This window comes from Cognataquiflexum rubidum (assembly GCF_022538115.1).
Taxonomy (GTDB): Bacteria; Bacteroidota; Bacteroidia; order Cytophagales; family Cyclobacteriaceae; genus Cognataquiflexum; species Cognataquiflexum rubidum.
The window spans coordinates 123,280-136,946 of sequence record NZ_JAKZAL010000015.1 but is presented as its reverse complement, the minus strand read 5'-3'; the positions used below and the strand labels follow the sequence as shown (position 1 = coordinate 136,946).

The 13,667-nt window shown below is 40.4% G+C and carries 12 protein-coding genes; 9 read left to right on the top strand and 3 right to left on the bottom strand.

Annotation, left to right across the window (positions count from 1 at the left end):
• The 3 genes from MMU05_RS16230 to MMU05_RS16220 form a co-directional block, all read right to left on the bottom strand.
• Nucleotides 1–107 (bottom strand): S-adenosylmethionine synthetase N-terminal domain-containing protein (locus tag MMU05_RS16230; RefSeq protein ID WP_241142733.1); only part of this gene is annotated, 107 nt, incomplete at its 3' end.
• A gap of 516 nt (nucleotides 108–623) precedes the next feature.
• Entirely contained in the window at nucleotides 624–2,360 is a 1,737-nt protein-coding gene (gene lysS, locus MMU05_RS16225; protein ID WP_241142730.1) for a lysine--tRNA ligase, read from the bottom strand.
• A 49-nt stretch (nucleotides 2,361–2,409) separates the two neighbouring features.
• Nucleotides 2,410–3,597 (bottom strand): proline dehydrogenase family protein, encoded by a 1,188-nt coding sequence (locus tag MMU05_RS16220; RefSeq protein WP_241142729.1) that lies wholly within the window; start codon nucleotides 3,595–3,597, stop codon nucleotides 2,410–2,412.
• A gap of 480 nt (nucleotides 3,598–4,077) precedes the next feature.
• Here MMU05_RS16220 and MMU05_RS16215 point away from each other — a divergent pair, with 480 nt between their 5' ends.
• From MMU05_RS16215 to MMU05_RS16175, 9 genes are all read left to right on the top strand, one after another.
• Nucleotides 4,078–5,175, top strand: a complete 1,098-nt coding sequence (locus tag MMU05_RS16215) for a chorismate mutase (RefSeq protein WP_241142728.1) — start codon at nucleotides 4,078–4,080, stop codon at nucleotides 5,173–5,175.
• A 109-nt stretch (nucleotides 5,176–5,284) separates the two neighbouring features.
• Nucleotides 5,285–6,343 carry a 3-dehydroquinate synthase gene (gene aroB, locus MMU05_RS16210; RefSeq protein WP_241142727.1) on the top strand — a complete coding sequence of 353 codons (1,059 nt, stop codon included), beginning with the start codon at nucleotides 5,285–5,287 and terminating at the stop codon, nucleotides 6,341–6,343.
• Nucleotides 6,340–7,566, top strand: a complete 1,227-nt coding sequence (locus MMU05_RS16205; protein ID WP_241142726.1) for a 3-phosphoshikimate 1-carboxyvinyltransferase — start codon at nucleotides 6,340–6,342, stop codon at nucleotides 7,564–7,566. Before aroB ends, MMU05_RS16205 begins: the two co-directional genes overlap by 4 nt.
• 70 nt (nucleotides 7,567–7,636) lie before the next feature.
• The gene (locus tag MMU05_RS16200) at nucleotides 7,637–8,005 is read left to right on the top strand and encodes a DMT family protein (RefSeq protein ID WP_241127846.1); all 369 of its coding nucleotides are present in this window, start codon (nucleotides 7,637–7,639) and stop codon (nucleotides 8,003–8,005) included.
• Between the two features lie 3 nt (nucleotides 8,006–8,008).
• On the top strand, nucleotides 8,009–8,824 hold the full coding sequence (locus MMU05_RS16195; protein WP_241142725.1) for a prephenate dehydratase: 816 nt from the start codon (nucleotides 8,009–8,011) through the stop codon (nucleotides 8,822–8,824).
• Nucleotide 8,825: 1 nt separating this feature from the next.
• A complete protein-coding gene (locus MMU05_RS16190; RefSeq protein ID WP_241142724.1) occupies nucleotides 8,826–9,971 on the top strand; it encodes a pyridoxal phosphate-dependent aminotransferase in 1,146 nt (381 codons plus the stop codon).
• 28 nt (nucleotides 9,972–9,999) lie between these two features.
• Nucleotides 10,000–10,848, top strand: coding sequence for a prephenate dehydrogenase (locus MMU05_RS16185; RefSeq protein WP_241142723.1), 849 nt, complete (start codon nucleotides 10,000–10,002; stop codon nucleotides 10,846–10,848).
• A 125-nt stretch (nucleotides 10,849–10,973) separates the two neighbouring features.
• Complete coding sequence (locus MMU05_RS16180) at nucleotides 10,974–11,684, top strand: SIMPL domain-containing protein (protein ID WP_241142722.1); 711 nt, start codon at nucleotides 10,974–10,976, stop codon at nucleotides 11,682–11,684.
• Between the two features lie 158 nt (nucleotides 11,685–11,842).
• Nucleotides 11,843–13,657: a metallophosphoesterase family protein gene (locus tag MMU05_RS16175; RefSeq protein ID WP_241142721.1), complete on the top strand. Its 1,815-nt coding sequence runs from the start codon at nucleotides 11,843–11,845 to the stop codon at nucleotides 13,655–13,657.
• Nucleotides 13,658–13,667 lie beyond the last annotated feature (10 nt).

Sequence of the window (13,667 nt, the reverse complement as noted above, 5' to 3'; positions counted from 1 at the left end):
TTTGGGTCAAATGCTAAAAAATTATCGATCAAAGCGTCTGAAATCTGATCAGCGACTTTGTCAGGATGACCTTCAGACACTGATTCTGATGTAAATAAATAGGACATAACTTGAGGTGATTTAAATTTTTATTGATGGTTTTTGGAAAATAGAATTCAACTTTTGAATATTGATTTAAAAATGTCGCGAACATAATTTAATAATTTGAAATAATTATTTAAAGATTGTTGTATAAAAATTGAAAAAATTTTATTATAAGATACAATCTGAATTGTATCTACGCATAGATACCAGAGAATTGGAAATTCAAAAGAATTCACGGCAGGATTCAGATATATCCATCGCTCTTCGGACTTCAGTCTTACTAACCGATAGTAGTAGAATATTAAGTTACTGGCAAAGAGGCTTATATACATCTATTTTCTTATTTGCGATAATAAATTTAATAGAAATTATGAGTAATTTAATTTCCTATTCATTACAAAGGTTAAAAATAATTTTACTTTTTAGATTCTATTTTATTTGTTTGACTTTCCAAAGCAGTTTGACACTAAAAAAAGTGTTTTAAGAAAGATCATTAAACAAAATCAAAAACCACGGTATACCCTGGTTTTTGATTTTGTTTAATCCCTCACATTTCCCCTCAAAACCCACTTCTCCACATCTTCTTTGCTTGGATTTGGCACCTCCAGTTTCAATTTCTTCCTTCTGCCACAAACATCATTGAAAAGCTTGTTTGGATCCATTTCCTTTAACTGATCAATAGTCTGGATATTCATATCCCTTATCACCGGAATCAATCCTGCCGGAATGCCCAATTCCATGAAATCCTCATCGGAGGCGATATTCATTTTCTTTTCAGGTCTCATTTGAGGGAAGAAAAGGACTTCCTGAATGGTTGTTTTATTGGTCAATAGCATTGTCAATCTGTCGATTCCAATTCCAAGTCCCGAAGTAGGAGGCATCCCATATTCCAATGCCCGGAGAAAATCTTCATCCATGGCCATAGCTTCATCATCACCCCTTGCCGCCAATTTCAACTGGTCTTCAAACCTTTCCCTTTGTATTATCGGATCATTCAATTCAGAATATGCATTGGCGATTTCTTTCCCATTGACAAAAAGCTCAAAACGCTCTACCAAACCTTCTTTGGACCTGTGGTTTTTGGCCAAAGGTGTCATTTCTACAGGATAGTCTGTGATATAGGTTGGTTGGATTAAATTGGCTTCCACCTTCTCACCGAAAATTTCGTCGATCAGCTTTCCTTTGCCCATGCTGTGGTCCACTTGGATGCCAAGGTCAGCACATACTTTCCTCAACCCGACTTCATCCATTTCGCTCACATCAATTCCTGCATATTCCTTGATGGAATCAAACATCGTCAATCTTCTGTATGGTCCGGCAAAGTCAATTTCCTTATCAGCTACCTTCAGGATGGTTTTCCCATGGACAGTGAAGGTTATTTTTTCGATCAGGTCCTCGACCATTTCCATCATCCAGATATAATCTTTGTATGCCACATAGATTTCCATACCGGTAAACTCAGGATTATGGGTACGATCCATTCCTTCGTTTCTAAACATTTTTCCTATCTCATATACACCTTCAAATCCGCCTACAATCAACCTTTTTAAATAAAGTTCATTGGCGATCCTTAGGAACAGGGGCATATCCAAGGTATTATGATGCGTATTAAAGGGGCGCGCTGCAGCACCTCCATGGACCTGTTGCAGGATGGGAGTTTCGACTTCCAGCCACCCATGGTCATCAAAATATCGGCGCATATTGGTGATGATCTTTGACCTAGTCACGAAGACATCCTTCACGTCCGGGTTTACAGTAAGGTCAACATAACGTTGCCTGTACCTCATTTCCGGATCGGTAAATCCATCGTAAATATTCCCTTCCTCGTCTCTTTTTACCACCGGGAGTGGTTTGATTGATTTAGAAAGGATCTTCAGGTCAGTGACATGAAGGGAGATTTCACCTGTTTGGGTGGTGAAAATATATCCTTTCAGGCCGATAAAATCACCTATCCCCAAAAGCTTTTTAAATACAGTATTGTAGAAAGTCTTGTCTTCGTCCGGACATAAATCATCCCTTCTGAGGTAGATTTGAAGTCTTCCTGTGGAATCCTGGATTTCTGCAAAAGAAGCGGAACCCATAATTCTTTTTGTCATCAACCTGCCGGCGATGGAAATGTCTTTATAATCTGTCTTTCTGTTTTCGTAGTTTTTATGGATATCATCCGCCGTCACATTGACAAAAAATGATTCGGCCGGATAGGGGTTGATCCCCAATTTTATCAATTCCTCCCGGTCTTTTCTTCTTTCTAATTCCTGTTCGCTTAATAACTGCATTTCTCTATTTGTTCAGTTCAAATAATTTTTAACCAATAACCAATAACCTCTATTTCCCAGCCGCTTTGCGTCTTGCCATTTCCCTTTTGACCAAGTCAAATTCCCTGCTGCTTTGTCCGGCAACGGAGGTGTTTTCTTCAGCCCTTCGGGAAAGATAAGGCATTACTTTTTCCACCGGTCCATAAGGGACATATTTCACTACATTATAACCGGCTTTTGCCAGGTTGAAAGAAATGTTATCACTCATTCCGTAGAGTTGGGCAAAGTATATACTTTCATCAGAAGGATTGATGCCGTATTTTGATATCAATTCAGTCAAAAGTAGGTTGCTTTTTTCATTATGCGAACCTGATACCAATCCCATGGTTTTGATGTTTTCGACACAGAATTCCAAGGCAGCATTGTAGTCCCTGTCGGACGATTCTTTGGTTGGCTGTATAGGGCTTGGATATCCTTTCTCCGCCGCGCGGTCTCTTTCTTTTTCCATGTAAGCGCCCCGCACCAATTTGGCACCGTGTAGGTATCCTTTCTCCATTGCGACATCATGGGCTTTTTTAAGTCTTGCAAGTGTATCATGGCGATACATTTGGTAGGTGTTGTACACAATGCAGGATTGCTTGTTGTATTTTTCCATCGCTTCGTAGGCCATTTCATCGATCACATCCTGAAACCAAGACTCCTCTGCATCGATCAGTATTTTTGTATTCGCTTCGTAGGCAGCCCTGCAAAGCTCATCAATCCTTTTTTGGAGATTTTCAAAAGAGGTTTTTTCAGTTTCTTCCAAGGATTTACCTTCTTGGATTTTTGTCATAATTGCCAAATCCCCTAATCCCGTTACCTTAAATACTGCGAATGGCATATTCTCGTCGCCAGCAGACCGTTCAATTGTTCTTAAAATCTCGTTTTTGGTAGCATTATAGCTGATTTCATCTCCTTCCCCTTCTACAGAATAATCGAGGATGGTGTGGATATGGTATTTGGCTAGGTTGTCTACAGCCTGCTGACAGTCATGGATATTTTCCCCGCCGCAAAAATGTCCAAACATGGTTTTTTTCATGATTCCCTTGATAGGCAGGCCAAGTGCAAAAGACCAATTTGCGAGTTTGGTACCGACGCTGACTGCAAGATTGTTGTTGACTGTAGCAAAAATGAGATACATTTTTTTCAACTCGGCATTTGACTTGGAGGCAAAAGCAACTTCAAGATTTTCGAAAGAAATATTGGGTTTGACAGGCATAGGACTCAAATTACGGCGCAAATATATTAAAAAAACCTCATCGGGGAGGGGATTGTTTGGTTATTTGGTAGCATATATCTTGCGAAAAAAGATATTAGAAGCCATTTAGAAAATGAAGGATAGATAAACTCAAACACTTGACAACAGACCGCTAATTATATTATTGGCATTTACCAAAGCAAAATTATATTTTGAATTATTAGAATTCGCTAAAGTTAATTATTGAATTTTTAATGGTTAGTCCGATTTTTGAACAATAAGCAAGAAATTATTCATTAATTAATTTGTTTTTAAAAAAGAGCCACTTACTTTTGGAACATGTTAATCGCAGCATTCGCCTTCTTTAGCTTTTATTACTTTTACTTTCGCCCTCAAAGTCGAATCGGAGCTGCTTATTGTCTAGAAAAAATCTAAAAATTCATAAAGCAAAAAAAGCCCGGTTCGAAAGAGTCGGGCTTTTTTTATTAAACCTATCAAATCATGAAAGACCATTTACAAATCAAAGACTGGGGATTCGGAATAGAAGACCATATCATCATCGCAGGACCATGTAGTGCAGAGACACCTGAGCAGATCGAAAAAGTCTGCTTGGACATGAAAAAAGAAAACATGATTCCTGATATGTTCCGTGCAGGAATCTGGAAACCGAGAACCAGGCCGGGAAGCTTTGAAGGAATTGGAGAAGAAGGTTTGAAATGGATGGAAATAGTAAGACATCACCTCAACATCCCCATCACCACTGAGGTCGGCAATGCTGCGCATGTGGAGTTGGCATTGAAACATAAGGTAGATGTACTTTGGGTAGGAGCAAGGACTACTGTCAATCCATTTGCAGTGCAGGAAATCGCCGATGCACTCAAAGGAGTGGACATCCCTGTGATGATCAAAAACCCGATGAACCCGGATTTGCAACTTTGGATCGGCGCATTGGAAAGAATGCATTCAGTAGGGATCAACAAATTGGCCGCAATCCACCGTGGATTTTCTGATTCTTATGATAAAAGATTCAGAAACAAGCCAAATTGGTCCATGCCGATTCACTTGAAAAGAGAGTGGAAAGGAATGGAAGTGATCAACGACCCGAGTCATATTGTTGGCAATAGGGAAGGAATCCTTGAAACGGCACAGAGAGCCATCAATTTTGGATTGGACGGTTTGATGATTGAGACGCACCATGATCCGGACAATGCCTGGTCTGATGCCAAGCAGCAGGTTACACCTAAGAGGCTGAAAGAAATCCTATCATTGATTGATTTTAAAGATACCATTGGAAGCGAAAACCCGGGGGAAAGATTAAATGACCTCAGGACTGCAATTGACCATTTGGATGACCAGTTATTGGATATCCTTCAGGAAAGGTTTTCTCTAATTGATCAGGTTGGTGCTTATAAAAGAGAACACCACCTCACAGTATTCCAATCAGACCGATGGAAATTCGTCATGGAATCCCGTACCCAAAAGGGTGTTCAGAAGAATCTTTCAGAAAAATTCATGAAAGAATTGCTCTACTGCATCCATGAAGAATCTGTCAAAAGACAGGAAAAGCAATTGAGAGAAGCTGCCCCCGTGAAAAAATGAAGGTAAGAAGTAAAAGGTAAGGGGTAAATTGAACCTCTTACCTTTTACCTCTAACCTTTCACCAATATTATCGATTTCCTATTTATACATGTCTTAAATCCCCAATATTTTGGAGTCAGTAATATTTTCCAACAATATCTCATTTGATTTGAGTAAATACTTGAACCAATTGGGCTATTCCCAATTGGGAGTGATCTCAGATTCCAATACTTCAAAATTCTGCTATCCGATTATCGAGAAGCTTTTGCCGGAAGGTCATAAACATTTTTCTTTTCCTGCCGGCGAAGCCAATAAAAACCTCAACACCTGTACCCAAATATGGCAATGGATGACTGATGAAGGCTTTGACAGAAAAGCTTTGGTCATCAATCTTGGTGGAGGCGTGACAGGGGACATGGGAGGTTTTTGTGCGGCAACTTACAAAAGAGGAATCCGATTCATCAATATTCCGACAACTTTGCTCTCTCAGGTGGATGCCAGTGTCGGTGGAAAATTGGGGATAGATTTCAATGGTTTCAAAAACCACATCGGCGTATTTACCCAACCTGAACTGGTTCTGATTTCTGAAATTTTCCTCGAAACACTTCCTTTAGAGGAAATGCGTTCGGGTTACGCTGAGGTTTTGAAGCACGGCTTGATCCAAAATGCCAACTACTTTTCTTGCCTCAAAATTGCAGATTGGGAAAAGCAGAATTGGAGGGAAATCATCGAAAAGTCTGTTCAGATCAAAAGGGAAGTGGTAGAAAAAGACCCTAAAGAAGCTGGATTGCGGAAAATTTTGAATTTTGGACATACTATCGGCCATGCTTTCGAATCTTTTTATCTCAATACAGATTTGCATTTGCTGCATGGTGAAGCCATCGCGGTAGGGATGGTTTGCGAGGCTTTTCTTTCCCATAAAAAATCAGGATTGCCAAAAGATGATCTCAAAAACATAACTTATGCCTTGACTGAAATATACGGGGTTTTTCAGTTTCCCGAAGATGATATCGATGGCATCATCAAATTGTGCAGTCAGGATAAAAAGAATGAAGGATCAACGGTAAACTTTTCACTTTTGAGAAGAATAGGCAATTGTGATTACAACATCAAAGGAACAGCCGAAGAAATCAAAGAAGCCATCTCATTTTACCAATCATTAACTTCCCAAGTTCCATTAAACCAATGAATCCAACCTTGGAAACTTTATTTCTAAGCCAGATTAGTGCTTTTCAACCTACAGTCATCCCGCTTCCATCTTCCAAAAGTGAAAGCAACAGGGCATTGGTCATCGATGCGCTTACAGAAGGTGAGAACAGACTGAGCAACCTTGCCGAAGCGCGTGATACACAGACCATGATCAGGTTGCTTGGAGAAAATCCTGCAATCTTTGATGTTTTGGATGCCGGTACGACCATGCGGTTTTTGACTGCTTTTGCCGCAGCCACCAATCAAAATAAGGTCATGACCGGAACGCCCCGTATGTGTGAAAGGCCAATCGGCATTTTGGTGGATGCGTTGAGAGAAATAGGTGCTGAAATCCATTACATGAACAAGGAAGGTTTTCCACCTTTGGCCATTCATGGCTTGAAAGAACAAAAAACAAATAAAATCACAATCCGGGGAGACGTCAGTTCCCAATATATTTCAGCACTGTTGATGATTGCGCCGGTGCTTCCTATGGGACTCGAATTGGAACTCATAGGAAAAATCGGATCGAGAACATACATTGAAATGACACTTGAGCTCATGTCAGCTTTTGGTATAAAGTATACTTGGGATGGAAATTTCATCAAAGTTTCCCATCAAGCTTATCAACCTACCCAATTCAATGTCGAAAGTGATTGGTCGGGAGCAAGTTATTGGTTCAGTTTATTGGCATGTGCCGATGAAGGGGAGCTCTTTTTGGAAGGCCTGAAAGAAAACAGCCTGCAGGGAGATTCTAAAATCGTGGATATCATGGACAGGCTAGGTGTCAAAAGTGAATTTCAAAATGGTGGGGTCAAACTCACCAAACAACCTGTCAAAGGACTTGATTCATGGGATTTTACGCATTGCCCGGATCTTGCACAGACAGTAGCTGTTACCTGCGCGATCATTGGTCAAAAGACAAAATTTACAGGATTGGAAAGTTTGAGGATCAAGGAAACTGACAGGATTTATGCTTTGCAGCAAGAATTGGGGAAGTTCAATGCCCAACTCAAAGAAGGAGAAAATGAAGTTTTCACCTTGATTCCTTCCGTGACAATGCCTCATGAGGTCCATATCCACACTTATGATGACCACAGGATGGCCATGGCATTTATGCCGCTGATGACCAAAACGAAGGTGATTATTGAAGATCCTTCAGTGGTCAATAAATCGTATCCGAGTTTTTGGAAACACGTTTCAATAATAGACATTAGACATTAGACAAAAGACACAAGACTTTGGGTTTTTCCTCTCATATCTCATATCTCAGGTCTCACATCTCCTCTGAAAAATGAAAGGCACCTATACAATCCTTCTTTTGATCCTTTCCAATACATTCATGACCATGGCTTGGTATGGACACCTAAAGTTCAAAGACTTGAAGTGGTTTGAAAATCTTGGGTTGATCTCGATCGTTTTGATCAGTTGGGGAATCGCTTTCTTTGAATACATTTTTCAGGTTCCGGCCAATAGGATAGGGTTCAAAGAAAACGGCGGGCCTTTTTCTTTGGTAGAATTGAAAGTGCTTCAGGAAGTTATCACTTTGGTGGTATTTATGATTTTCACTTTGGTATTTTTCAAGAATGAAACCATCAAACTAAATCATATTATCGGATTTGGGTTTTTGGTGCTTGCGGTTTATTTTATTTTCAAAAAATAGGTTATGAAAGTCGCCATTCAAGGTATTCCCGGTTCTTTTCACCATCAGGTTGCGCTCAATTATTTTGGGGCGGATACTGAAATCGAGGGTTTCAGGACTTTTGAGGAAGTGGCCAAGGCGGTGCAAAGAGGAGAGGTCCCTTACGGTGTCATGGCGATTGAGAACTCCATTGCAGGTGCCATTCTCCCAAATTATGACCTAATCGACAGGCACGAATTACATATTTTTGAAGAATACTACCTACCGATTTCCCACAACCTCATGGTTTTGCCGGGGCAAAAAATTACGGATATCAAAGAGGTAAAATCCCATCCCATGGCATTGCTTCAATGTAAACGCTTTTTTGAGGATTATCCTGCCATCAAATTGATCGATGATGTGGATACTGCGACAGTTGCCAAACGGATTTCAGATGATAAAGTCAAAGGTTTGGGTGCAATCGCAAGTGTGACAGCTGCAGAGATTTATGGATTGGAAATACTTGCCAAAGACATCCAAACCATCAAAAATAACTTTACCCGATTCATCCTGCTTCAAAAAGAAAAGCCGTTTCAAGCTGAAAAACCCAATAAAGCGTCTTTTAAAATCACGATCAGAAATGAAAAGGGAAGTCTTGCCAAGCTCCTGACTTTGCTAAGTGACAATGACCTTGACTTGAGTAAAATCCAATCCATTCCGGTTATAGAAAACCCCTGGCACTATGCGTTTTTCATTGATGCACAATTTGACGATTACGCCAAATACCTGAAGGCCATCGACGCAGTCAATCAAAATGGGGGAGAAGTGAAGATTTTTGGTGAATATGTAAGCAGGAAATAAGATGAAGGGATTTTCCAAACGGACAGATAGCATTCAGGAATATTATTTTTCCCAAAAACTCAAAGAAGTCAACAGACTGCGGGAGGAAGGAAAACCAATCATCAACATGGGAATTGGAAGTCCGGACCTGCCGCCTCATCCTTCTGTCGTAGATGCTTTGCACCAGTCTTCTTTGTTGCCAACGAGCCACGGCTACCAAGGCTATCAGGGAATTCCTGCTTTGAGAACCGCCTACGCTGATTTTTACCAAAGTCATTATGGGGTAAACTTATTAGCCGATACGGAAATATTGCCCTTATTGGGCTCAAAGGAAGGCATCATGCACATTTCCATGACTTTTTTGGACGAGGGAGATCAGGTTTTGGTACCAAATCCCGGTTACCCAACTTACACTTCTGTGACCAAATTGCTTTTGGCGGAACCGGTTTATTATGACTTAAAATCAGAAAATGGTTGGTATCCTGATTTTGATGAACTCGAAAAAATAGACCTAGGCAAAGTCAAACTGATGTGGGTCAATTATCCGCATATGCCTACAGGCGCAAAGGCTGATTTGAAGGTTTTTGAAAAGCTGATTGCGTTTGGGAGAAAACATCACATCGTCATCGTCAATGACAATCCCTACAGCTTTGTTTTGGAGGATAATCCAAAAAGTATTTTCCAGATTGAAGGCGCAAAAGAGGTAGCTTTGGAGCTCAATTCCCTTAGCAAGACCTCGAATATGGCCGGTTGGAGGGTAGGTTTTGTTGCAGGTAAGCCAGAATGGATCTCTGCCATTACCAAAGTCAAAAGCAATATGGATTCAGGAATGTTTCTCGGAATCCAACAAGGTGCCATTGCAGCCATGTCATTGGGAAGGGATTGGTATGAAGGACTGAATGAAATTTATTCCAAAAGAAGAAAACTTATTTGGGAATTGGTAGAAAAATTGGGTTTGGAATTTGAAAAGGACACAGCAGGCATGTTTGTATGGGCTAAATTGCCTCAGGGAAAAACATCGGATGAATTGGTCGATGACCTACTTTACAACAAATCTATTTTTGTCACACCCGGACATATTTTCGGAACACAAGGGGAAGGTTACGTGAGATTTTCACTTTGTGTCAAAGAGGAATCCATCAAAGAAGCAATAAAACGATTATCATAAACACATCACCCACATACATTATCAACAAATGAAAAAAATTCACATCATCGGTTTGGGTCTTTTGGGAGGGTCATTTTCCCTGGCATTGAAGCAGTTAAAGCCGGAAATCCATTTTACAGGATTTGATTCCAATCCACAAAACCTCCAGGATGCCCTGACTTTGGGGATCATTGATGAAGCCAAAGAAAAGGCCGATACCGACACAGATATCATCGTTTTGGCAACGCCTGCAAATACCTTATCAGAATTGCTGGTCAAAATTCTTGATGAAATTGGTTCCGAAACTTTGGTGATGGATTTTGGATCAACCAAAGAATTGCTTTGTCAGGCGGTATCAGAACATCCCAAAAGAGAACATTACCTCGCCGGCCACCCGATAGCAGGAACAGAATATTCCGGCCCAAAAGCTGCCAAAGCAGATTTGTTGGACAGAAAAGTTTTTATCATTTGCGAAATGGAAAAGACCGACATCCACCTGAAAGCCAAAGCCTATGAGGTATTGGAAGCGCTTAATATGAAGCTGCGTTTCATGGACCCTGAAGAGCATGACAAGCATTTGGCCTTCGTTTCCCACTTGTCGCATATCACTTCTTTTATGTTGGGCAAGACCGTCTTGGATAAAATGGAAGATGAAAAAAACATTTTTGACATGGCGGGAAGTGGTTTTGCGTCGACGGTCAGGTTAGCAAAAAGTTCACCTGGAATGTGGGCGCCTATCATGCAGGAAAACAAGAAAAATATCCTTGAGGCCATGAGCTTGTATATATCCAACCTTTCCAAATTTCGTGATAAAATCATTGCCGATGACTACGAAGGATTGTACCACGAAATGGAAAAAACCAACAAAATCAAGGATATCCTGGATTTGGGAAAATAATTAAGTTTGCAGTATTCAGTCTCAGTTTGCAGTTTCCACTGCCAACCGTTTTTTCTGATTACTGATTACTGAAAAAAACTGGCCTAAGTTTTGAATCATCCGTACAAGACTTAAAAACCAATATTATGAAAAAGCTACTATTTGCATTGCCGTTTTTATTCCTGTTGGGATCTGCTTTCGCTCAAGAAAATAATATCCCTTTGATTGAAGTTGAAGGTACAAGTGAATTGGGAATCATGCCTGACGAAGCATTGATTTACCTCACCTTATCAGAGAAAGCATTGAAAGTGGCTGATGCGACAAATGCCTTGAACAAGAAAACAAAATCCATCGAGGATGCGCTGAAAAAGACTAGGGTCGATGGATATACCTTTACTGTTGACAATTATTATGTGAATATAAACCGAATTTACCGTAATAATTCCTCTAAAGACAGCGGGTACGTAGCATCACAGACCATCAAAGTAAAAGTGAAAGTTGCCGATCAAAATCTGATCAAAATCACCGAAGCGCTCCATCAGACCACAGACATGACCTACAACATGCAATTCAACGTATCTGATGCGCTGAGAAAATCATCTTCTTCCAAGTTGCTTGAATTGGCGATAGCAGATGCCAAAACAAAAGCTGAAGTGATCGCCAAGTCCTTGGGATTGTCCAAACTCCAAGTTCATAGGGTTTCTTATTCTTCAGGAAACGTCATTATGACGGTCATGAGAAATGCAAAAGCGATGATGTCCATGGACATGTCTGAATCCTATCAGGAACCGACATTCAGCCCAGAAGAACAAAAACTTACTGACAGGGTAATGGTTTCGTTTACTTTTTCCAGATAATAAACAAGTAAAACATTTATTGATAGCCATAATTGAAAGTCGGAAAACTTTCAGTTATGGCTTTTTCTATTGATGATTATTTATCAGTTTCTTAACACCCTCTTCATCTCTTTCATTTTTCTTCTGTTTAGTATTGGTAAACAAAAATTCCGGTTCCAATGCTGACTTTTCTTATCCTTTTTTCACTGCTCTTTCCAAAATCTTCACTTCAATCCTCTGATTCCATCCCAAAACCTCCCAAAGAATTCTGGTTTTGGAATCAGTATGACCTTCCAAGAAATGCGGCCACAAAGTCCTCTGATGAAACCGTTTTTTTGAAAGATTTTCAAAAGTTTGGTGCTGGTTATTCTGACTCACCAAACAGCCTAAATCATTCTGTTTCGTCCATTTTTCAGCTGTTTGAAAGCCATACTGTCGATTTTTCTAAACCATTTGCTTTGGAGTTTTTGTTACTCAACCATGTCAATAATCCGGTTGGGATTTCTTGGGAATTTTGGCAAGAGGAGGACTTAAGGTTGGCTATTTCGGTATTTGATAAAAAAGTAACTACAGGCATGATGGAAAAAGGGATTTGGGAGGAATCAGGATTCAATTCCAAACCCTGGAAAAAATACTGGAACCATTATTTACTAAACTTTGATGGGAAAAACATCACACTTTTTGAACAAGGCGAAATGGTTTGGCAAAAGGAAATGGATGAAATTTTGGAGGGAAGTACTTTGGTCTTAAAATCCTTTTTGGATAAGGAGCCTTATATGGAAGCCCATGATATCCTTAAGAAAGTGGCCTTATTCAGCCATGTGCTTTCGGAGCCGCAAATAGCCGGTATTTTTTCGAAAGTGGAGAATCAAATTAGTGCAGGAAAGCTATATCCTGACAAGTTCCATTTTAAGGCAGGACCGTACCTCAATGATTTCAGTGAGAATGCTGCCCAATTGGTTTGGGAAACAGATCAGGCCTCCAAGGCCATTTTGACCTATGGTGAAAAACTTCCATTGGAAATGTCTAAGAATTTTGACTCAGGAAACGACTTCATCAGAACCATTATTTTAGAAAATCTGAAACCCGGGACGACTTATTTTTACAAGCTGGACTTGGAATCTGAAATCGGAGAAAAATTATCTACTCCGGTTCTTTCTTTCCAAACCGCGAAGCCAAAAGGCAATCCTTTTCTTTTTGGAATCATCAGCGATACGGAAAGCAGACCGCAGGTCAACAACAAAGTTGCACAGCGGCTTTGGGAAGAAAGACCTGATTTTTTGATTCATTTGGGAGATTTGACAGATGGAGGATGGAAAGATTCCAAGTTTGAGTGGACAATGGAATATTTTCAGGGAACAGGGGCATTAACTGCGAGGATTCCCATTGCGACTGTGCCAGGAAATGGGGACGGAGACCTTCATTGGTACAAACAATACCATCCGCATACCGGGCAAAAGGGCTTTTACCGTTTCGATTACGGAGACGCTTCCTTTTTTATGCTCAACAGCAATACCCGAAAAGACCTTCAGAAAGGAGGAGAACAATATGTTTGGCTAGAAAATGAATTGGCGAAAAGTGAATCAAAGTGGAAATTTGTAGTGCTGCACCATGCACCCTATTCTGCAGATGAGGATGATTATGGCAATACCTGGAAGGAACCCGGAAATCAGGGTGATCCACAACTGAAAGACTTGATTTCACTAGTTGAAGCCAATGAAGTTGATATGGTTTTCTTCGGACATCTGCATACTTATATGCGGTCGCATCCTTTGAAAGGGGATAAAGTCGATTCTGAAAAAGGGACAGTCTATGTGCAGGCAGGAGGAGCGGGAGGCAACTTGGAGGACAATGCCCCAACGCGTGCTTGGTTTACTGCCAAGAACTTCCGAGGCCATCATTATTGTACCGTTCAGGTCGTTGGAGATTTTTTGGAACTTAGAACTTACAATCTGGAGGGTGGCTTGATTGATTCTTTCCAAATAAAAAATTAAAATCAGGAGC